Source organism: Marinobacter sp. W-8 (genome assembly GCF_044342215.1).
GTDB classification, from domain to species: domain Bacteria; phylum Pseudomonadota; class Gammaproteobacteria; order Pseudomonadales; family Oleiphilaceae; genus Marinobacter; species Marinobacter nauticus.
On record NZ_CP172297.1, the window covers coordinates 1,575,916 to 1,596,375 of the forward strand.

The window sequence follows — 20,460 nt, forward strand, 5'->3', positions numbered from 1 at the left end:
ACCCGCAGGACGCAACCATGTCATTTACCGTTGTCATTCCCGCCCGATACGCTTCCAGCCGTTTGCCCGGCAAACCTCTGGCCATGATTGCCGGCAAACCGATGATCCAGCATGTCTGCGAGCGGGCGAATGAGAGCCGCGCCAGCCGCGTGGTGGTCGCGACCGACGATGCCCGTATCGAGGAGGCGTGTCTTGGTTTTGGTGCAGAAGTCATCATGACCTCGCCCCATCATGCCAGTGGCACAGACCGCCTTGAGGAAGTGGCAAGGAAGCTGCAGCTGGATCCGGATCATCGCGTGGTCAACGTTCAGGGGGACGAGCCTCTGATACCGCCTGAATTGATTAATCAGGTTGCCGATAACCTTGAACAGTACCAGGAGGCCGCCATCGCAACACTGTGCGAGCGGATTCACGATGCCCGCCAGGTGTTCAACCCCAATGTTGTAAAAGTGGTGTTCGATGCCCGGGGCATGGCTCATTATTTCAGTCGGGCTCCGATTCCCTGGGCCAGGGACTTCTGGCCCGCGGGGGCGGCCACCCAGGATGTGGACCTTCCGGATGGCATAGGCTATTTCAGGCACATTGGCATTTATGGTTATCGTGCCAGTGTGCTCAGTGAGTTTGTTACCTGGCTGCCGGCCCCCACCGAACGGGTGGAATCCCTGGAACAGTTGCGAGCACTCTATAATGGCGCTCTTATTCATGTGGATGTGGCGGACCGGCCACCGGCTCCGGGGGTAGATACCGAAGAGGATCTGGCCCGTCTGCGGGCGCTGATGGAAAAAGGGGGTTCCCATGGCTGATCGCGTAAGTGTCTTGTTTGTCTGCCTGGGCAATATCTGTCGTTCTCCCAGTGCTGAGGGAGTTTTTCGCCACCTCGCCCGGGAACAAGGTCTGTTCGACAGACTGCGTATTGATTCCTGCGGCACCGGCAGCTGGCATATCGGTAAATCCCCGGACGAACGGGCAACTGCCGCCGCGGCGCGCCGTGGTATCGATATCAGCGACCTGCGCGCCCGTCAGTTCCGTGCGGAAGATCTGGATCAGTTTGATTATGTGCTGGTGATGGATCGGGCTAATCTTGCGGATGTTCGTGAGGTCTGGCACCAGAATGGAGGCACGGAGCCTCGCTTGTTTCTGGATTTCGGTGACTCGCGGTTGGCCGAGGTGCCGGACCCTTACTACGGCGGAGAGGATGGATTTGAGCACGTGCTTGATCTGATTCATGACGCCAGTGCCGGTCTCCTGGATGAAATCCGGGGGCGGCTGGCTTGAGTCAGGCTCTGGAGATTCAGGAGTGGGCCAGTCTTCAGGGGTTGAATACCCTGGCTGTGCCAGCAATGGCCCGGTACCTGGTGGAAGTTGAAAGCGCGGCGCAGCTCAAACAGGCGCTTTGCTGGGCCGATGACCATGAGAAGTCCGTTCTGGTGCTTGGTGGTGGCAGTAATCTGGTGTTTGCCGGCGATTATCCCGGCCTGGTCATCCGGATGGCACTGCGTGGCCGAAGCTGGGAGCAGGTAGACGATCACGGCGCGGTACTGGTGTTGAAAGCCGGTGAGAACTGGCACGAGGCTGTGCTTTACGCCGCCCGTTCCGGTTATCGCGGGATCGAGAACCTGGCGTTGATCCCGGGCACCGCCGGTGCCGCCCCGGTACAGAACATCGGGGCTTATGGCACCGAGCTGGGTGACTGTCTTGACAGTGTCACGGTACTGAACCGCCAGACTCTGAAGGTTGAAACCCTGCCTGCAAGCGCCTGCGAATTCGGTTATCGCGACAGCCTGTTCAAGCACCGGCCGGGCCTCTACATCATCCTTGAAATCCGGCTCCGGTTGTCCCGTAATGCGCCTTTGAAGATTGGTTATCGGGATCTTCAGGATTACTTTGGCGACGTTAACGAGGCTGAGTTAACCCCCCTGGCGGTGGCCGAGGGCGTGATGGCTGTCCGTCATCGCAAACTGCCGGATCCTGCGGTATTGCCGAACGTGGGCAGTTTCTTCAAGAACCCGGTAATCGGATTGCCCCAGTTCCGGGAGCTTCAGGCCCGGTTTCCGGACGTTGTGTTCTATCCTGCTGATAGTCAGGTCAAACTGGCGGCAGCCTGGCTTATTGATCAGGCCGGATGGAAAGGGTTTCGCAACAGTCGGGTGGGGGTTCACAACCGCCAGGCGCTGGTACTGATCAATCATTCCGGTGGAACTGGCCGGGATGTGCTGTCCCTGGCTGATGACGTGCGCCAGTCTGTGCTTGAGAAATTCGGCGTTGAGCTGGAGATGGAACCGGGGATTGTGGGCAACGCCTGATCTGCGGAGATGCTGTTCACTCACCGGGAGACTGAAGACAGCCTTCCGGTGAGTTTGATTCAGGGTTACAGGCCGCCTTTGGGCGACGCCTTCACCAGGAACGACAGAGCCTCATCAACCGGAATATCCTGTTTTTCCTCGTCCCGCCGACCCTTGTATTCCAGGGTTCCGGCGCTCAGGCCGCGTTCTGAGACCACGAAGCGGTGCGGGATACCGATCAGCTCCATATCGGCGAATTTCACACCCGGGCGTTCGTTGCGGTCGTCCAGCAGGACATCGTAGCCAGCCTGGCGAAGCTGTTCGTACAGTTTGTCGCCAGCCTCGGCCACCACCGGAGATTTGTGACCATTCAGGGTCACAATGGCTACCTCGAACGGTGCGATGGCATCTGGCCAGATGATGCCCTTTTCGTCGTGGTTCTGCTCGATGGACGCCGCGACGATGCGGGAAACGCCAATACCATAGCAGCCCATTTCCATAATCGAAGTCTTGCCGTGTTCATCCAGAACCGAGGCGTTCATGGCCTTGCTGTACTTATTGCCCAGCTTGAAAATGTGGCCAACTTCAATACCGCGACGGATCTCCAGTGTGCCGTTCCCATCCGGGCTGGCATCGCCCTCGACCACATTGCGAAGATCTTCCACACGGCTGATTTCGGCATCGCGTTCCCAGTTTACGCCAGTCAGGTGATAATCATCCTTGTTGGCGCCGCAGACAAAATCTGCCAGGTGTGCTGCGCTGCGATCCACGATAACCGGCACCGGCAGCTTGACCGGGCCGATGGAGCCTGGCTTGCAGCCGATGGCTTTTTCAATTTCCTCGTCGGTTGCCATGGTCAGCGGCTCGGCAATGCCGGGAAGGTTCTCAGCCTTGATCTCATTCAGGGTGTGATCGCCGCGCAGAATCAGGGCCACCAGGCCGGATTCACCATTCTCATCCGCCTCTGCCTTTACCAGCAGTGTTTTCACACTGCGCTCAGCCGGCATGCCCAGGAACTGGGAAACAGCGTCGATGGTTCGTTGACCCGGGGTATGAACCTCTTTCAGTTCCTCGCCGGGGGCAGGGCGCTCGCCGGCAGGTGCTACCGCTTCGGCTTTTTCGATGTTGGCGGCGTAGTCACCGCTGGTACTGAATACGATCGCGTCTTCGCCAGAGGAGGCTAGCACGTGGAATTCATGGGAGGAGCTGCCACCAATGGAACCGGAGTCCGCCTGTACCGGGCGGTAGTCGAGCCCCAGCCGGTCGAAAATGTTGCAGTAGGTCTGGTGCATCACCTTATAGGTTTCATCCAGGGATTCCGCGTTCAGATGGAACGAGTAGGCATCCTTCATGATGAACTCGCGGGCGCGCATCACGCCAAACCGCGGGCGGCGCTCATCGCGGAACTTGGTCTGGATCTGGTAGAAGTTGGCCGGCAGCTCTTTGTAGCTTTTCAGTTCGTTCCGGATCAGATCGGTGATAACTTCTTCATGAGTGGGGCCGAAGCAGAAATCGCGGCCATGGCGGTCGTTCAGGCGCAGCAGTTCTCCACCGTACTGTTCCCAGCGGCCAGATTCCTGCCACAGTTCGGCGGGTTGTACCGCCGGCATCAGAACTTCCTGGGCGCCGCTCTTGTCCATTTCTTCACGGACGATTCGCTCCACCTTACGCAGGGTGCGCAACCCTAACGGCAACCAGGTGTAAAGGCCGGCGGCCAGTTTACGGATCATGCCCGCCCGCAGCATCAGCTGATGGCTGATAATTTCGGCGTCGGAAGGGGTCTCTTTCTGGGTAGCTATCAGGTAACGGCTCGCTCGCATCGTGTCTTCCGCTGTCATCAGAAAAGTGGGAGTCAGACTAATTGGCAAGGCGGGATGCCCGCCACAGCCTTTCATTGTCGTAGAGTGGGCGTTATTGTACGGAGCCTGCATCACAAGGTACAGATAATGACTGACGAATCCATCGATGTGTCACCCCGCCGACGACCGGTTCAGGCCCGCAGCCGGGAACGGGTGAACACCATACTGCACCATGCCGCCGGAATCTTTCACGAGCAGGGCGTCGACAGCACCAGTATGTCGGCCATCGCCCGGCAGTCCGGCATGTCTCTGGCATCGCTTTACCGCTATTTCCCGAATAAAGCGGCGATTGTCAATGCTATTGCGGAGCGACATGTTGAGAAGATGGAGCAGGTGCTGAGGGCCAAGCTGCCGCAACTGAGCCTGAGCGATGCGGTGGATGTCCTGATTGATCTGTTTTACGACTTCTACAGCACCGAGCCCGCCTATTCCGCGATCTGGAGCGGCGTGGAAGCCATGCCGGAACTGAGGCAACTGGACCTTCGCGAACTCTACAGCAACGCCCGGGACCTGGATGCCCGTCTGCAGGAGGAGTATCCTGATTTGCCGGCAGATCGTCGCTGGACAGCCAGTTTGCTGTTACCCCGTTCTGCCGGCACGATTCTTCGGCTGGCGGCCACCCTGCCGGATGAGCAGGGCGTATTGTTGGTTCAGGAAATGAAAACCATGGCCCGCGCCTATCTGGACCACCTGGTGGCTCAGGACAAATAGCCCAGCGGCAGTGCGGTGCTGTCGATGACGCGCCGGAGAACAAAGCTGGAGTGAACACCGCTAACACCGGGAATACGGGTTATCCTGTTCAACAGGAAGTGGTGGTAGTGGTCCATATCCGGCACGACCACTTTGAGCATGTAGTCCGCACTCTGACCAGTGATCAGATAACACTCCTGAACCTCCGGGTATTCCCCCACCTGTTCCTCAAACGCGGCAAAGCGCTCTGGTGTATGCCGGTCCATGCCAATGAGAATAATGGCGGTCAGCGACAGCCCGAGTTTTTTGTGATCCAGAATGGTGACCGTCCGCACGATAATGCCCGCCTCTTCGAGGGCGCGAACTCGCCGAAGGCAGGGGGACGGGGATAGCCCGACTTTCTCGGCCAGTTGCTGATTGGTCAGTGAGCCGTCTTTTTGCAATTGTTCGAGGATTTTTCGGTCTAGCTTGTCGATTTTGACAAGCGTTTTCTCGGTATCGGGCATTTTCTGTCTCTTATTAAAGGATTTGTGAAATTATATGGCATTATCTGGTTGTGCGGCCAGAAAATGGCAACCAAATAGCTCGCTCCAGCCTTTACACTGTGTGTGTTCCAATCACTGTTTGATATCGGAAGGAATTTTCATCATGGCTTTTGACCATCGCAAATACGTTGCTTTCCAGCCGGTCGCCAAGAAAGACCGTCGCTGGCCCGATCAGGTTATCCAGAAAGCCCCGGCCTGGTGCGCTGTAGATCTTCGGGACGGCAACCAGGCCCTGGTCAAACCCATGTCTGTTGCCCAGAAGCAGCGCTTATTCGATTTGCTGGTCAAGCTGGGTTTCAAGGAGATCGAAATCGGTTTCCCGGCAGCCAGCCAGCCGGACTTTGATTTCTGTCGCAAGCTGATCGAAGAAAACAGGATTCCGGATGATGTAAAGATCCAGGTGCTGACCCAGGCTCGCCCTGAATTGATCGAGCGGACTTATCAGGCCCTTGAGGGCGCCAAACGGGCGATTGTTCACGTTTACAATTCCACCTCGACCGTGCAGAGGGAGCAGGTGTTCGGTCTGGACCGGGACGGTATCCGCGATATCGCGGTCCACGGCGCCACCATCGTGCGGGATATCGCCGCCCGCTATCCGGACACGGAGTGGACCTTCCAGTATTCGCCAGAGAGTTTTACCGGTACGGAGCTGGACTTTGCGGCCAGTGTGATTGATGCCGTCAACGATGTCTGGCGCCCGGACCAGGGGCAACCGGTTATCATTAACCTGCCGGCGACTGTTGAAATGGCAACGCCCAATGTCTTCGCAGATCAGGTGGAGTGGATCTGTGACAACATTCGCTATCGGGAGCACATCAGCATCAGCCTGCATACCCACAATGACCGGGGCTGCGCGGTGGCCGCTGCCGAACTCGGCGTGATGGCCGGGGCAGACCGGGTGGAAGGCACCCTGATGGGCAACGGCGAGCGCACCGGTAACATGGACCTGGTCACCATGGCCATGAACCTGTATTCCCAGGGGATTGACCCTACCCTGGATCTGTCCGGCATGGCCGAAATCACCGAAGTGGTGGAGGCGTGCACCGAAATTTCCACTCATCCGCGTCATCCCTATGCCGGTGAGCTGGTCTTTACCGCTTTCTCCGGCAGCCATCAGGACGCCATTCGCAAGTGTCTCTCCCGTCGGAAAGAGGGCGATGCCTGGAACGTGGCTTACCTGCCCATCGATCCGTTCGATGTCGGTCGCCGATACGAGGAAGTGGTTCGTATCAACAGTCAGTCCGGCAAAGGCGGCGTCGCTTACGTACTCGAGCGCGACTACGATATTACCTTGCCGCGGTGGCTGCAGATCGAGTTCAGCAAGGTGGTTCAGCGCGAGGCTGAAACCAATGGGGGCGAGATCGACTCACACACCATTCACCGTTTGTTTGAAGAGCGATATCTGAAGGTGCACAGCGATTGGGCTCTTCGCTCCTATGACCTGCATCGGGATGACAATGGGGTGCGGGCCGAGGTGGTTGTTGGGGGTGATGCCGCGCCGGTTACCCTTGAAGGTCGTGGGTTGGGAGCCGTTGAGGCCGTTTCCGATGCACTGTCCCGGCAGTTTGGGGTCTCGGTGGCGGTTGAAGCCTATGATGAGTTTGCGCTGGGCGAGGGTACCAATGCCAATGCTCTGGCATGCATACGGCTCACAGCCAATGGCAAGCACTGCAGTGCGGCAGCCCTGGCAGAGGATACCACCTCGGCAACGTTGCAAGCTCTGTTCTCGGCTGTAGCCCAGGTGCTCGATGATAGTCGGTCCGAGTCTATTTCTGCAGAAGCAGCCGAGACTGCCTGAACGGATAATCCCTTAAACAAACAGAAAGGCCGGTAATCCCAGGATTACCGGCCTTTCTTGTTTCTGCCCGTGAGGGGCATCAGGACGTTAACATAACGGCTTAGAGCGGCGTTACGTTTTCGGCCTGCGGGCCTTTCGGGCCCTGGGTTACGGTGAACTGTACCTGCTGACCTTCGGCCAGAGTACGGAAACCGTTTGCGTTGATTGCACTGTAGTGAACGAAAACGTCACTGCCGCCTTCCTGGGCGATGAAGCCAAAGCCCTTGGATTCGTTGAACCACTTTACGTGGCCGGTTTTGGTATCGGACATCGATCTTTCCTGTCTTACTGATAATTTTCCCTCACGGGACCTTCTTTCGAGCTGGGACATCCGGAGCGCACTGAGGAAGGGGCAACGAAAAGCCAAGGGCAGGACGTTGTAACGCATTCGCCAAATAACGCTGCAGAAGTACACAGCAATTTTCAGTATAGACCGACTTTGAAAGGCGTCAATTGTTTTTTTTATGATCAACTGATGTTTTTTAATTGATAAAAAACAATGAGTTGTAATAATACTGAAACCCGGGGCTGCTCTCGGTTAAGAGTGCCCCGGGTATTCTATGGCTCCGCGGAAGATCCTTTGATCAGCGACCGAATTTCTCGCTGATTTCTTCCAGAATGGCCGGGTCGTCAATGGTGCTGGGTACCGTGTACTCCTCACCATCGGCAATCTGGCGAATAATCCGGCGCAGGATCTTGCCGGAGCGGGTCTTGGGCAACCGGTCAACGACGATGGCCCGGCGGAAACAGGCAATAGCCCCGATCTTCTCGCGAACCATCTCTACCAGTTCCTCCTCCAGTTCGTCCTGGTCGATGGTGGCGCCATCTTTGATCAGCACCAGGCCAACCGGAATCTGGCCCTTCATGTCGTCATGGGCGCCCACCACGCAGCATTCTGCGATGGCCGGATGGGAAGCAACGACTTCTTCCATCTCGCCGGTAGAGAGCCGGTGCCCGGCGACGTTAATCACATCATCCGTCCGCCCCATGATGAAGACATAGCCGTCATCATCGATAAAGCCGCCGTCGCCGGAGCTGTAGAAGCCCGGAATCGGCTTCAGGTAGCTGTTCTGGAAGCGCTGGTCATCGCCCCATACGGTCATCAGGCAACCCGGGGGTAATGGCAGTTTGACTGCAATCTGGCCCTGTTCGCCCGCTGGTACCTGGCTGCCTTCCATGTCCACTACCTGAACGTTGAAGCCGGGTGAGGGGACGGTTGCAGAACCGGGTTTCGTAGTCATCATTTCAATGCCGACCGGGTTGCAGCAAATGGCCCAGCCGGTTTCGGTTTGCCACCAGTGATCAAGGATTGGCAGCCCGGTGTGCTCCTTCAGCCACTCATAGGTGGGCGGATCCAGGCGCTCGCCGGCCAGGAAAATCCGTTTGAGGGAGGAAACATCGTAGCGGCTCAACTGATCCGCTTCCGGGTCTTCCTTGCGCACTGCACGGAATGCGGTGGGCGCGGTGAACAGCATATTGACCTTGTGGTCCTGGACCACGCGCCAGAATGCGCCGGCATCCGGGGTTTTTACCGGTTTGCCCTCGTAAAAAATGGTGGTGCAGCCAGTAAAGAGAGGCGCATAAACAATGTAGCTGTGGCCCACCACCCAGCCAACATCTGAGGCCGCCCAGTAAACGTCGCCGGGTTTGGCATCGTAAACCAGCTTCATGCTGTACGTGAGGGCAACGGCATGGCCACCGTTGTCTCGGACAACGCCTTTGGGTTTTCCGGTGGTACCGGAAGTGTAGAGAATATAAAGCGGGTCGTTGGCCTTGACGGGTACCGGATCAGCCGGGGTGGCGTTGGCCACGATCTCGTTCCAGTCAAAGTCTCGGCCTTCCTGCATGGTTGCCTTGACCTGCGGCCGCTGGAATACCACGCAGGCTTCCGGTTTGTGGCTTGATTGCTCAATGGCCTTGTCTACCAGCGGTTTGTATTCGATCACTTTGGTAACTTCGATGCCGCAGGAGGCGGTAATCAGTGCCTTGGGCTTGGCATCTTCAATGCGAACGGCCAGTTCGTGTGCGGCAAACCCGCCGAAGACCACCGAATGGATAGCGCCGAGCCGGGCGCAGGCCAGCATGGCTATGGCTGCCTGAGGAATCATCGGCATGTAGATGATGACGCGGTCACCTTTTTCGACTCCGCGGGCGCGCAGGGCGCCGGCAAACAGAGCGACTTCATCACGCAGTTCGTTGTAGGTAAATGAATGCTTGGTATTGGTGACCGGGGAGTCGTAAATCAGGGCTTTCTGGTCGCCACGGCCGGCACGGATATTGGCATCCAGAGCAACGTCGCTGGTGTTCAGTTCCCCGTCTGGAAACCACTCGCCGTGGCCATTGTCGAGGGCGCGCCAGATCGTATTCGGTGCTTTGATCCAGTCGATGTGCTGCGCCTGCTCGCGCCAGAAATCATCCCGCTGGTCAATGGACCGGCGAAATTCGGAGTTGTAGCTCATTGTGCTCCACCTCAGTTGTGCGTGTTGTTGTTTTATCGTTGTTATTGACAACTTTAGGAGCTTTGAAATCCGGGGCTAGTAGACCATAGGCGTAGTTGCCAGGCTCTGCGGCACTATTCCGACGAAGAATTGATCTCCGTCACCTGGGCCGACACCGAGCCGCGTCCAAGTCTTGCCGTAATCTGATCGCCGGTTTCCAGGTCGCCGGCCTTGCGAACAATACGGCCCTGGTCGTCCTTGACGATGGCGTAGCCTCTTCCGAGGGTGGCCAGAGGGCTGACCACATGAAGGGTTTGTGCAATGTGCTGCAATCGCTCGTCTTTTTGGCGCAGCAGGTGCCGGGCCGCGAGTGTCAGGCGTTCCTCGAGCCGTTGGGTCTGTTCACTTGCGGTTTTCAGGGTTCGGCGTGGGGATTGCGCGCTCATCCTTTGAAGCAGGTAATCGGTTTTCTGCTTCTGCTGGTCCAGTCTGCCACGGATCACCTTGTTCAACCGCAGCTCTAGTTCATCCATGCGTTGCGCCTTTTCCAGCAGTTCCCGTCGAGGATCCCGAAGCCGGGCAGACAGGTGCCCCAACTGGTTATCCAGTCGTTGCAATAACCGCCGTGCAGACTGGCCCAGGCGCCCCTGCTGCTCGGCCAGTCGACGGAGCCAGTCCTGCTGGTCGGGTGAGATCTTTTCAGCTGCGGCCGACGGCGTGGGTGCCCTCAGGTCCGCGACAAAATCAGCAATGGTGACGTCAACCTCGTGGCCGACGGCGCTGACGGTCGGGATGGCGCAGGCGGCAATGGCCCGGGCGACGGCTTCTTCGTTGAAGCACCAAAGGTCTTCCAGGGAGCCGCCACCACGGCCGATGATCAGGACGTCAGCGAGACCGTGCCGTTGAGCACGGTCAATGGCCTGGACAATATCTGCGGTGGCCGCCTGGCCCTGAACGGTGGTGGGATAGAGCGTGACCGGAATAGCCGGGCAGCGCCGCTTGAGTACCGTCAGAATATCGTGGATGGCGGCGCCAGTTGGCGAGGTAACCACGCCAATATGTCTGGGCGTGGCGGGAATCGGTTTCTTTCGGGCCGGATCAAACAGGCCTTCACTCTGGAGCCTCGCTTTGAGTGCCTCGAAAGCTTGCTGGAGCGCACCCAGGCCGGCGGGTTCGAGGTGTTCCACGATGATCTGGAAATCCCCGCGGTTCTCATAAAGAGTCACCTTGCCGCGAATCCGGATCTGGTCACCTTCCCGGGGCAGGGTTCGGATGCGCTGGTTGGCGCCACGGAACATGGCACACCGGATCTGGCATTTCTGATCTTTGAGCGAGAAATACCAGTGCCCGGAGGATGGTCTGGAAAAGCCGGAGAGTTCCCCCTCAACCCAGACCTGCATAAAGCTTGATTCCAGCAGGTGGCGCGCCTGGTGATTGAGCTCACTGACCGTTAGTGCTCGTGGGCGGGTGTCCGGATAGGGGGTGCTCACAGGGCGGGCTCCAGGATTATTCATAAGCAATAGCCGAAAGAGATGGCCAAAAATAACGGAAATTCAAAAAGATGCAACCAAATGGCAAAAACCGCGCGGTTTACTGTCCTTACGCACCACTTTATAATAGATCGATTAAGGATTTTGCTTTGTCGCACCGCCGCGGGTGCGGCACGGAAATTCCCAACTTAGCATGTTCAAAAGGCGGATCCCAATGCTGCGTATTGCCGAAGAAGCCCTCACGTTTGACGACGTTCTGCTCGTGCCCGGATATTCTGAAGTTCTCCCTCACCAGGTCGACCTGAAAACCCAGCTGACCAAGGGTATTACCCTGAATATTCCGCTGGTGTCGGCGGCCATGGATACGGTAACCGAGGCGGAGCTGGCCATTGCCATGGCCCAGGAAGGCGGTATCGGTATCATGCACAAGAACATGACGGTGGAGCAGCAGGCGGCTGCTGTCCGCAAGGTCAAGAAATTCGAAAGTGGTGTGGTCAAGGATCCGATCACCGTATCTCCCGAGACCACCGTGCGCGAGCTGGTCGATATCACCATGGCCAACAATATCTCAGGCCTCCCGGTTGTCGATGGCAATGACCTTGTCGGTATCGTGACCGGCCGTGATATCCGTTTCGAAAGCCGCATGGATACTCCGGTGCGGGACATCATGACGCCCAAGGACAAGCTCGTTACCGTCAAGGAAGGCGCCGATCTGGACGAGGTAAAAGAGCTTCTGCATCGCCACCGCATCGAGAAAGTTCTGGTGGTAAACGATGAATTCCAGCTCCGTGGCCTGATCACGGTAAAAGACATCCAGAAAGCCAAGGACTATCCGCTGGCGTGCAAGGACGAGCAGGGGCGCCTGCGGGTTGGTGCTGCAGTCAGTACCGGTGGCGACACGCAAGCCCGAGTTGCAGCGCTCGCGGAAGCCGGCGTGGATGTGATCGTGGTGGATACTGCCCACGGTCATTCCAAAGGCGTGATCGATCGCGTTCGCTGGGTGAAAGAAAACTACCCGGGTGTTCAGGTCATTGGCGGTAATATCGCCACCAGTGATGCTGCCATCGCGCTGGCCGAAGCTGGCGCTGATGCTGTGAAGGTAGGTATCGGCCCCGGTTCCATCTGTACCACCCGGATCGTTGCCGGTATTGGTGTGCCTCAGATTTCTGCCGTCTCCAATGTGGCGGCGGCTCTGAAAGATTGCGGTGTGCCGCTGATCGCAGACGGCGGTATCCGTTTCTCCGGTGATATTGCCAAGGCGATTGCCGCTGGCGCTCACTGCGTCATGATCGGCAGCCTGCTGGCGGGTACCGATGAGGCCCCGGGCGAAGTCGAACTGTTCCAGGGCCGCAGCTACAAGGCGTACCGTGGCATGGGCTCTATCGGCGCCATGGGCCAGGGTTCCAGCGACCGCTATTTCCAGGATGCCAGCAAGGGTATCGAGAAACTGGTGCCGGAGGGCATTGAAGGCCGCGTGGCCTGTAAGGGCCCGATGCGTAATATCGTGCATCAGCTGGTTGGCGGTATCCGCGCTTCCATGGGCTACACCGGTAGCGCCACCATGGACGAAATGCGTACCAAGCCTGAGTTTGTTCGCATTACCAATGCCGGTATGCGTGAGAGTCACGTTCACGATGTGACCATCACCAAAGAAGCGCCCAACTACCGAATCGGTTAATCTTTGCCTGATCAGACGCGGCCCGGTTTCCGGGCCGCGTTGTTTCTTTACAGCCCGAGGACTCCATGGCCCAGAACATTCACGACCACCGTATCCTGATTCTCGATTTCGGTTCCCAGTACACCCAGTTGATCGCCCGTCGCGTTCGTGAAATCGGGGTTTACTGCGAGATCAAGGCATTCGATATCACCGATGAAGAACTCAACGAGTTCAATCCCAAGGGGATTATTCTGGCTGGCGGCCCCGAATCGGTAACCCAGCTGGGTGGCCCGCGTGCCCCGGAGGGGCTGTTTGATCGTGGCATCCCGGTGCTGGGTATCTGCTACGGCATGCAGACCATGGCTGAGCAGCTTGGCGGTCGGGTGGCCAGTTCCGAGAAGCGGGAGTTCGGTTACGCCCAGGTGAAAGTACGTGCCAAGGGCCCGCTGCTTGCGGACATCACAGACCATTTGACACCGGCTGGTGAGTCTCTGCTGGATGTGTGGATGAGCCACGGCGACAAAGTGGTGGCCATGCCGGAAGGTTTTGAACTGCTGGCTTCCACTGAAAGTGCGCCGATTGCAGCCATGCAGGATCTGAGCCGCGGCCTGTTCGGTGTTCAGTTTCACCCGGAAGTGACGCATACGCTGCAAGGCAAGCGTATTCTGGAACATTTCGTGATGACCATCTGTGGCTGTGAAGCACTCTGGACGCCGGCGAAAATCGTGGATGACGCGGTTCGTCAGATCCGCGAGCAGGTCGGCAGCGACAAGGTGTTGCTGGGCCTGTCCGGTGGAGTGGATTCTTCGGTTACGGCGGCGTTGTTGCATAAAGCCATCGGTGATCAGCTTACCTGCGTGTTCGTGGACAACGGCCTGCTGCGCCTGCACGAAGGCGATCAGGTGATGGACATGTTTGCCAGTAACATGGGCGTTAAGGTTATCCGTGTAGACGCTGAAGACTTGTTCCTGTCCAAGCTCAAGGGCGTGAACGATCCGGAGCAGAAGCGCAAGATCATCGGTAATACCTTCATTGATGTGTTCGACGACGAAGCAGCCAATATCAAAGATGTGAACTGGCTTGCTCAGGGCACAATTTACCCGGACGTGATCGAATCTGCGGCGTCCAAAACCGGTAAAGCTCACGTCATCAAGTCCCATCATAATGTGGGTGGCCTGCCGGAAACCATGAAAATGAAGCTGGTCGAGCCCCTGCGTGAGCTGTTTAAAGACGAGGTGCGCCGGATCGGCCTTGAGCTGGGCCTGCCATATGACATGGTGTATCGCCATCCATTCCCGGGGCCTGGGCTGGGCGTTCGTATCCTCGGCGAGGTCAAGAAAGAGTATGCGGACATTCTGCGTCGTGCCGACGCGATCTTCCTGGAAGAACTGCATCGTGCTGACCTGTACCACAAGACCAGTCAGGCGTTTGCCGTCTTCCTGCCGGTGAAATCGGTGGGTGTAGTGGGTGATGCCCGTCGCTATGAATATGTCATTGCGATTCGCGCGGTTGAAACCGTCGACTTCATGACGGCTCGCTGGGCGCGCCTGCCATATGAATTGCTTGAAACGGTGTCAAACCGGATTATCAACGAAATCTCCGGTGTTTCGCGGGTAACCTACGACATCTCCTCCAAGCCGCCTGCAACCATTGAGTGGGAATAATCGGCTGGGAGCTGTTTGACGGTGACGACAGCCGCTGAGGATGAATTGTGGATGGCCCGGGCGCTGGCTCTGGCCAGTCAGGCGGATGCTGTCGGTGAAGTGCCGGTAGGGGCCGTGGTTGTGCTTGACGGCAAGGAAGTGGGTGCGGGCTTCAATGCACCGATTTCCGGCTGTGACCCTACGGCCCATGCGGAAATCCGGGCGTTACGGGATGCGGCGGCCCGGGTCGGCAATTATCGATTGGCCGGTGCCACCTTGTACGTGACACTGGAGCCCTGCACCATGTGTGTCGGCGCGATCGTTCACAGCCGCGTCAGCCGGTTGGTATTTGGCGCTCTGGAGCCCAAGGCCGGCGCTGTGGAATCAGCCAGGCGAACCCTGGAAGAGCCGCACCTGAACTGGCGGGTAGAGGTTTCCGCCGGGGTGATGGCAGAGCAGTGTGGTCAGGTGATATCTGAATTTTTCAGCCGGCGTCGCCGTGAAATCCGGCAACGTCGCAAACAACACTCAGGGAAGGGAAGCGAAGCTCCATGAAAGTATTGGTAACGGGTGGCGCCGGGTATATTGGCAGTCACGTTGTGCGTCAACTGGCGGCGGCAGGTCACGACATTGTCGTTTTTGATAACTTGTCTACCGGTTATCGCTGGGCCGTGACCGCCGGCGAGTTGGTGGTGGGTGATCTCGCCGATGAGCAGGCGCTTGAAGCGGTGTTCTCCGAACACGGATTCGAGGCGGTGCTGCATTTTGCCGCCAATATTGTGGTGCCGGAATCGGTTGCCAACCCCCTCAAGTATTACAGCAATAACACCCGTAACACCCTGAATCTTCTCAAGATGGTTGAGCGCTATCAGGTTCCCTACATGGTGTTTTCCTCCACGGCAGCGGTTTACGGTATGCCCGAACAAACCGTACTGACGGAAGACCTTCCGCTGGCGCCCATCAACCCCTACGGTGCCTCGAAAATGATGAGCGAGCGCATGATGATGGACCTCGCCGCTGCCAGCAGTCTGAATTACGTGATTCTGCGCTATTTCAATGTGGCCGGCGCCAACCCGGACGGCTTGTTGGGGCAGGCAACGCCGGAGGCAACGCACCTGATCAAGGTAGCCTGCGAGTGCGTGACCGGGCAGAGAGATGGTATGAGCGTGTTTGGCACCGACTACGAGACCCGTGACGGCACCTGTGTCCGCGACTACATCCATGTGGAAGATCTGGCCAAGGCCCATGTTATGGCGCTGGATTATATGGCCAAAGGCGGTGAGTCTCAGGTGCTTAATTGTGGCTATGGCCGTGGCTTCACTGTGCGTGAAGTGATTGATGTGGTGAAAACCGAGTCCGGTGTTGACTTCCCGGTACAGGAAACCGGACGCCGAGCCGGCGACCCGGCTGCGCTGATGGCCGATAACACTCGGATCAAGAGTGTCCTGGGCTGGCAGCCGGATTTTGATGATCTGAATACCATTGTGCGGACCGCGCTGGCCTGGGAAAAGATCTGGCAGCAAAAGAAAGCAGGCCACTGACAGTTTTCATTCTAAATTTTCAGGAAGAGTTGCATGAAGATTACGATTTTCGGAACCGGTTATGTCGGCCTTGTGACCGGCGCCTGTCTGGCGGATGTCGGGCACCACGTGCTGTGCATGGACGTGGACCAGGGCAAGATCGAAAAGCTGAAGAACGGCCAGATCCCTATTTACGAGCCGGGCCTGGACAACATCGTCAAGCACACCGTTGAGGCAGGTCGCCTGTTATTTACCACGGATACCGAAGAGGCGGTCAAACACGGCACCCTTCAGTTTATTGCCGTTGGCACGCCACCGGATGAAGATGGTTCTGCGGACCTTCAGTATGTTCTGGCAGTGGCGAAATCCATTGGGCAGCACATGGAGGATTACAAGGTGGTGGTGGACAAGTCCACCGTACCGGTTGGGACTGGCGACAAGGTCAAGGCGGCGGTTCGTGCCCAGCTGGACAAGCGGGGGCTGGAACTGGATTTTGATGTGGTGTCCAATCCGGAATTCCTGAAAGAAGGCGCTGCCATCAACGATTTCATGAAGCCGGACCGGATTGTGGTCGGCACCGAGAGCGAAAAGGCGGCGGATTTGTTGCGGGAAGTGTACTACCCGTTCAATCGCAACCACGATCGCATGATCTTCATGGACATCCGTTCTGCTGAGCTGACCAAGTACGCGGCCAATGCCATGCTGGCTACCAAGATCAGCTTCATGAACGAAGTGGCAAACCTGGCCGAGCGGCTGGGTGCGGATATTGAAGAAGTGCGCCGGGGTATCGGTTCTGACCCGCGTATCGGTTATCACTTTATTTACCCGGGTTGCGGTTACGGCGGTTCCTGCTTCCCGAAAGATGTGCAGGCCCTGGCCCGCACCGCCCGCGACTGTGATTACGAATCCAAGCTGCTGAATGCAGTCGAAGCCGTCAACTATGCCCAGAAGCACGTGCTGTTCGACAAGGTCTCGCATTACTTCCAGGGTGACCTGAAGGGCAAGACCGTGGCGCTGTGGGGGCTGGCGTTCAAGCCCAACACAGATGATATGCGTGAAGCGTCGTCCCGCACCCTGATGGAAGATCTCTGGAAAGCCGGTGCGAAGGTGCAGGCTTTCGATCCGGAAGCCATGGAGGAAACCCAGCGCATCTACGGAGATCACGACGGACTGACTTTGTGCGGTACCAAAGAACAGGCGTTGAAGGATGCTGACGTACTGGTGATCTGCACCGAGTGGAAAGAGTTCCGCTCACCGGACTTTGATGTGATTGCCTCCACCTTGAGTGAGCCGGTGGTGTTTGACGGCCGCAACCTGTACGAGCCGGAAATGCTGGAGCGTCATGGCCTGATCTACTACGCCATTGGCCGCGGCCGTAACCAGTTCCATTCAGCGGTCTGATGGTCGGGGAGGGTGTTGATGTTCCAGCTTCATGAGCGTTTGGCGGCGGATACCCACAAGCTGGGAGAGAGTCGTCTTTGCGATGTCTTGCTGATGAACGACAGCACCTGGCCCTGGATCATTCTGGTGCCCCGGGTATCCGGCATCCGGGAAATCTACCAGTTGGCGAGCGAACAGCAGCAACAATTGCTGGCGGAGTCCTCGGTGCTGAGTGAGGGGATGATGGATCTGTTTGCGGGAGACAAGATGAATGTGGCAGCGCTGGGCAATATGGTGCCCCAGTTGCACTTGCATCATATTGTCCGCTATCAGGGCGACCCGGCCTGGCCGGGCCCGGTGTGGGGCAAGCAGCCTCCTGTACCTTACACAGAAGAGCAGCTAGCCAGTGTGAAAGCAAAGCTGCAGCCGCTACTTGAGCAACTTGCCTAAGATTTAGTAGCTCAATCCAGACCCTGCTGCCACTGGGCCAGGGTCTGGGAACCCACCAGAATCATTCTCAGCTCGGTTTTCAATTTCTGCTTGAGTTCTTCTCGCTCTTTCGGGGTTGCATCCAGCGCCTCGGCGCCTTGATTGAAGACCAGTGTGACCATGGCTTCGGCGACAATCCTGGCTTCCGCCAGGGGTTTGTTCTGTTCGTTGGCAAACCGGCCAAGATCGTCGGCCAGCTCCGTTACGAAATGGTCGATTTCTGCTTTCACCGCCGTCCGGAAAGGCTTGGATACGCCGGTGCGCTCCCTCAGCATCAGGCGGAACAGGTTGGCGTTGTTACCCAGGTACTCCATGAAGGTGTCCACCGAAGTGGAAATTGCACTGCCGTCCCGGGCAATACGTTTACGGGCCTGGCGCATCAGCTGCCGCAGAGCCACGCCGCCTTCGTCCACCAGGGCCAGGCCAAGCTCGTCCAGCTCGGCGAAGTGCCGATAAAAGGATGTGGGGGCAATGCCGGCCTCCCGGGCGACTTCCCGCAAACTCAGGCTGCCAAAGCCCCGGTCTGCGCTCAGTTGGGCGAGGGCAGCGTCCATCAGTGCTCGACGGGTTTTCAGTTTCTGTTCCGCTCGGGTGGCCAACGTCTTACTCCATGGTCCGATCAAACCATGCATTCTAGCCCCCGGTTTTTTGATAGTCATCCCGCTGCCGGATATCCGGTGTCAATTCTGTTTCCGGACGCCTGATTTTCAAAGTCATTGTGTTTATAATGGGCGGCTTTTCGGCTATAGCCGCCCAAATTCTTTGATTCAACGCGAACACATTCAGAACGAACGGGAACCGATATGCGCAGCCATTATTGCGGTGGGATTAACGAATCTCACATCGATCAGGAAGTCACACTCTGCGGATGGGTACACCGCCGCCGTGACCACGGTGGGGTCATCTTTCTGGATCTGCGAGATCGGGATGGCATGTCTCAGGTTGTGGTCGATCCGGACACCCCTGAAAGTTTTGCTCTGGCGGAGAAAGTCCGCAGCGAATTTGTTATCAAGGTGACCGGCCGCGTTCGTCGTCGCCCCGCGGGTACCGAGAACAACAACATGCCCACTGGCCAGGTCGAGCTGTTGGGCAAAGAGCTGGTCATTCTGAACGCAGCCGCCACCCCGCCGTTCCCGCTGGATGAGCACGTCGACGTGGGCGAGGATGTTCGCCTCCGCTACCGGTTCGTAGATCTGCGTCGTCCGGAGATGATCAACCGTCTGCGGTTCCGCTCCCGTGTGACCAGCTACATCCGGAACTTCCTGGACAGCCGCGGATTCATGGATGTGGAAACCCCGATCCTGACCCGTGCCACCCCGGAAGGTGCCCGTGACTACCTGGTACCGAGTCGTACCCACGAAGGTTCCTTCTTCGCTCTGCCCCAGTCGCCGCAGCTGTTCAAGCAGTTGCTGATGGTGTCTGGTGTAGATCGCTACTACCAGATTGCCAAGTGTTTCCGCGATGAGGATCTGCGCGCCGATCGTCAGCCCGAGTTTACCCAGGTGGACATTGAGGCTTCTTTCATCGATGAAGAAACCCTGATGGGCCTGAACGAGGAAATGATTCGTTCCCTGTTCAAGGATGTGCTGGATGTTGAGCTGCCGGAGTTTCCGCGCATGCCGTATTCTGAAGCCATGCAGCGTTACGGCAGCGACAAGCCGGACCTGCGTATCCCTCTGGAGCTTCAGGATGTGGATGATCTGGTGGAAAGCGTGGACTTCAAGGTGTTCGCAGGTCCCGCCAAAGATCCGAAGGGCCGTGTCGCCGCACTGCGGGTGCCCAAGGGTGCCGAGCTTACCCGTAAACAGATTGATGACTACACCAAGTTTGTTGGTATCTACGGCGCCAAGGGCCTGGCCTACATCAAGGTAAACGAACTGACCAAGGGTGCCGAAGGCCTGCAGTCGCCAATCGTGAAGTTCCTGGGTGACGACGTTGCGCTGGCCATCATGGAACGCGTAGGTGCGGAAGACGGCGATATTGTCTTCTTCGGCGCCGATAAGGCTACCGTCGTGAATGAAGCCCTGGGCGCTCTGCGTATCAAGGTAGGACACGACCTCAACATGCTTACCTGCGAGTGGGCACCAATGTGGGTTGTTGACTTCCCGATGTTCGAGGAACTGCCGGATGGCAATCTGACCGCTATCCACCACCCGTTCACGGCGCCGTCCTGCAGCCCGGAAGAGCTGGCAGCAGACCCGGCGAACGCCTTGTCCCGCGCCTATGACATGGTGCTCAATGGTACCGAGCTGGGCGGTGGTTCTATCCGTATCCACGATGAGAAAATGCAGGAAGCGGTGTTCCGTATCCTGGGTATCGGAGAGGAAGAGGCTCGTGCCAAGTTTGGCTTCCTGCTGGATGCCCTGAAATTTGGTTGCCCGCCTCACGGTGGTCTGGCCTTTGGTCTGGATCGTCTGGTGATGCTGATGACAGGTTCTTCGTCAATCCGCGACGTCATCGCTTTCCCGAAAACCCAGAGCGCCACCTGTCTGATGACTCAGGCGCCGGGCGAGGTGGACGAGAAACAGCTGAAGGAGCTGCATATTCGTCTGCGCCGTTCTGCTAAAGCCATTGAAGGCAACAAGGCAGAAGATAAAGAGTAAAGGCGTGTTGCCGGAGGTGGTGCGCCA

General features: G+C 57.7%; 18 protein-coding genes. 12 read left to right on the plus strand and 6 right to left on the minus strand.

Annotated elements, in window-relative coordinates; all coding sequences use genetic code 11:
* The first annotated feature begins 17 nt into the window (after positions 1-17).
* From kdsB to murB, 3 genes are read left to right on the plus strand one after another with little or no spacing between them, the layout of a single operon-like run.
* Complete coding sequence (gene kdsB, locus ACF8YQ_RS07225; protein ID WP_023010438.1) at positions 18-803, plus strand: 3-deoxy-manno-octulosonate cytidylyltransferase; 786 nt, start codon at positions 18-20, stop codon at positions 801-803.
* Positions 796-1,275, plus strand: a complete 480-nt coding sequence (locus tag ACF8YQ_RS07230) for a low molecular weight protein-tyrosine-phosphatase (RefSeq protein ID WP_396623020.1) — start codon at positions 796-798, stop codon at positions 1,273-1,275. The genes kdsB and ACF8YQ_RS07230 overlap by 8 nt, the downstream gene beginning before the upstream one ends.
* Entirely contained in the window at positions 1,272-2,303 is a 1,032-nt protein-coding gene (gene murB, locus ACF8YQ_RS07235) for a UDP-N-acetylmuramate dehydrogenase (RefSeq protein ID WP_396623021.1), read from the plus strand. The genes ACF8YQ_RS07230 and murB overlap by 4 nt, the downstream gene beginning before the upstream one ends.
* 65 nt (positions 2,304-2,368) lie before the next feature.
* On the opposite strand, the gene ACF8YQ_RS07240 is transcribed toward murB, so the two are convergent.
* Positions 2,369-4,102 (minus strand): proline--tRNA ligase, encoded by a 1,734-nt coding sequence (locus ACF8YQ_RS07240; RefSeq protein ID WP_023010008.1) that lies wholly within the window; start codon positions 4,100-4,102, stop codon positions 2,369-2,371.
* Positions 4,103-4,228: 126 nt separating this feature from the next.
* On the opposite strand from ACF8YQ_RS07240, the gene ACF8YQ_RS07245 reads away from it, so the two are divergent.
* A complete protein-coding gene (locus ACF8YQ_RS07245) occupies positions 4,229-4,852 on the plus strand; it encodes a TetR/AcrR family transcriptional regulator (RefSeq protein ID WP_396623022.1) in 624 nt (207 codons plus the stop codon).
* Here ACF8YQ_RS07245 and ACF8YQ_RS07250 read toward each other — a convergent pair.
* Positions 4,840-5,337, minus strand: a complete 498-nt coding sequence (locus tag ACF8YQ_RS07250) for an Lrp/AsnC family transcriptional regulator (RefSeq protein WP_011785216.1) — start codon at positions 5,335-5,337, stop codon at positions 4,840-4,842. The two genes, ACF8YQ_RS07245 and ACF8YQ_RS07250, sit on opposite strands and share 13 nt — an antisense overlap.
* A 142-nt stretch (positions 5,338-5,479) precedes the next feature.
* Here ACF8YQ_RS07250 and leuA point away from each other — a divergent pair, with 142 nt between their 5' ends.
* The gene (leuA, locus tag ACF8YQ_RS07255) at positions 5,480-7,174 is read left to right on the plus strand and encodes a 2-isopropylmalate synthase (protein WP_228223451.1); all 1,695 of its coding nucleotides are present in this window, start codon (positions 5,480-5,482) and stop codon (positions 7,172-7,174) included.
* Between the two features lie 100 nt (positions 7,175-7,274).
* On the opposite strand, the gene ACF8YQ_RS07260 is transcribed toward leuA, so the two are convergent.
* The 3 genes from ACF8YQ_RS07260 to xseA form a co-directional block, all read right to left on the minus strand.
* Positions 7,275-7,484 (minus strand): cold-shock protein, encoded by a 210-nt coding sequence (locus ACF8YQ_RS07260; protein WP_011785214.1) that lies wholly within the window; start codon positions 7,482-7,484, stop codon positions 7,275-7,277.
* A gap of 313 nt (positions 7,485-7,797) precedes the next feature.
* Positions 7,798-9,723 carry a propionyl-CoA synthetase gene (locus tag ACF8YQ_RS07265; protein WP_396623023.1) on the minus strand — a complete coding sequence of 642 codons (1,926 nt, stop codon included), beginning with the start codon at positions 9,721-9,723 and terminating at the stop codon, positions 7,798-7,800.
* A gap of 62 nt (positions 9,724-9,785) precedes the next feature.
* On the minus strand, positions 9,786-11,165 hold the full coding sequence (gene xseA / locus ACF8YQ_RS07270) for an exodeoxyribonuclease VII large subunit (protein WP_396623024.1): 1,380 nt from the start codon (positions 11,163-11,165) through the stop codon (positions 9,786-9,788).
* A 190-nt stretch (positions 11,166-11,355) separates the two neighbouring features.
* On the opposite strand from xseA, the gene guaB reads away from it, so the two are divergent.
* The 6 genes from guaB to ACF8YQ_RS07300 all read left to right on the plus strand — a co-directional run bounded on the left by guaB (position 11,356) and on the right by ACF8YQ_RS07300 (position 17,791).
* Positions 11,356-12,819, plus strand: a complete 1,464-nt coding sequence (gene guaB / locus ACF8YQ_RS07275; protein WP_396623025.1) for an IMP dehydrogenase — start codon at positions 11,356-11,358, stop codon at positions 12,817-12,819.
* Between the two features lie 65 nt (positions 12,820-12,884).
* Entirely contained in the window at positions 12,885-14,462 is a 1,578-nt protein-coding gene (guaA, locus tag ACF8YQ_RS07280) for a glutamine-hydrolyzing GMP synthase (RefSeq protein ID WP_396623026.1), read from the plus strand.
* A gap of 21 nt (positions 14,463-14,483) precedes the next feature.
* A complete protein-coding gene (gene tadA, locus ACF8YQ_RS07285; protein WP_113880232.1) occupies positions 14,484-14,996 on the plus strand; it encodes a tRNA adenosine(34) deaminase TadA in 513 nt (170 codons plus the stop codon).
* On the plus strand, positions 14,993-15,982 hold the full coding sequence (galE, locus tag ACF8YQ_RS07290) for a UDP-glucose 4-epimerase GalE (RefSeq protein WP_222197447.1): 990 nt from the start codon (positions 14,993-14,995) through the stop codon (positions 15,980-15,982). Before tadA ends, galE begins: the two co-directional genes overlap by 4 nt.
* A gap of 33 nt (positions 15,983-16,015) precedes the next feature.
* Positions 16,016-17,362, plus strand: coding sequence for a UDP-glucose dehydrogenase family protein (locus tag ACF8YQ_RS07295; protein ID WP_396623027.1), 1,347 nt, complete (start codon positions 16,016-16,018; stop codon positions 17,360-17,362).
* Positions 17,363-17,380: 18 nt separating this feature from the next.
* Positions 17,381-17,791 (plus strand): HIT domain-containing protein, encoded by a 411-nt coding sequence (locus ACF8YQ_RS07300; protein ID WP_370257232.1) that lies wholly within the window; start codon positions 17,381-17,383, stop codon positions 17,789-17,791.
* Positions 17,792-17,802: 11 nt separating this feature from the next.
* On the opposite strand, the gene fabR is transcribed toward ACF8YQ_RS07300, so the two are convergent.
* Positions 17,803-18,429, minus strand: a complete 627-nt coding sequence (gene fabR / locus ACF8YQ_RS07305; RefSeq protein WP_113880206.1) for an HTH-type transcriptional repressor FabR — start codon at positions 18,427-18,429, stop codon at positions 17,803-17,805.
* A 204-nt stretch (positions 18,430-18,633) separates the two neighbouring features.
* On the opposite strand from fabR, the gene aspS reads away from it, so the two are divergent.
* Positions 18,634-20,433 carry an aspartate--tRNA ligase gene (gene aspS / locus ACF8YQ_RS07310; RefSeq protein ID WP_396623028.1) on the plus strand — a complete coding sequence of 600 codons (1,800 nt, stop codon included), beginning with the start codon at positions 18,634-18,636 and terminating at the stop codon, positions 20,431-20,433.
* Positions 20,434-20,460: the final 27 nt, after the last annotated feature.

Coding starts and splice junctions, on each gene's coding strand:
- kdsB (WP_023010438.1), top strand. CDS start 18: ATGTCATTTACCGTTGTCATTCCCGCCCGATACGCTTCCAGCCGTTTG.
- xseA (WP_396623024.1), bottom strand. CDS start 11,165: ATGAATAATCCTGGAGCCCGCCCTGTGAGCACCCCCTATCCGGACACC.
- ACF8YQ_RS07240 (WP_023010008.1), bottom strand. CDS start 4,102: ATGCGAGCGAGCCGTTACCTGATAGCTACCCAGAAAGAGACCCCTTCC.
- ACF8YQ_RS07300 (WP_370257232.1), top strand. CDS start 17,381: ATGTTCCAGCTTCATGAGCGTTTGGCGGCGGATACCCACAAGCTGGGA.
- galE (WP_222197447.1), top strand. CDS start 14,993: ATGAAAGTATTGGTAACGGGTGGCGCCGGGTATATTGGCAGTCACGTT.
- guaB (WP_396623025.1), top strand. CDS start 11,356: ATGCTGCGTATTGCCGAAGAAGCCCTCACGTTTGACGACGTTCTGCTC.
- ACF8YQ_RS07250 (WP_011785216.1), bottom strand. CDS start 5,337: ATGCCCGATACCGAGAAAACGCTTGTCAAAATCGACAAGCTAGACCGA.
- ACF8YQ_RS07295 (WP_396623027.1), top strand. CDS start 16,016: ATGAAGATTACGATTTTCGGAACCGGTTATGTCGGCCTTGTGACCGGC.
- ACF8YQ_RS07230 (WP_396623020.1), top strand. CDS start 796: ATGGCTGATCGCGTAAGTGTCTTGTTTGTCTGCCTGGGCAATATCTGT.
- ACF8YQ_RS07260 (WP_011785214.1), bottom strand. CDS start 7,484: ATGTCCGATACCAAAACCGGCCACGTAAAGTGGTTCAACGAATCCAAG.
- leuA (WP_228223451.1), top strand. CDS start 5,480: ATGGCTTTTGACCATCGCAAATACGTTGCTTTCCAGCCGGTCGCCAAG.
- aspS (WP_396623028.1), top strand. CDS start 18,634: ATGCGCAGCCATTATTGCGGTGGGATTAACGAATCTCACATCGATCAG.
- ACF8YQ_RS07245 (WP_396623022.1), top strand. CDS start 4,229: ATGACTGACGAATCCATCGATGTGTCACCCCGCCGACGACCGGTTCAG.
- guaA (WP_396623026.1), top strand. CDS start 12,885: ATGGCCCAGAACATTCACGACCACCGTATCCTGATTCTCGATTTCGGT.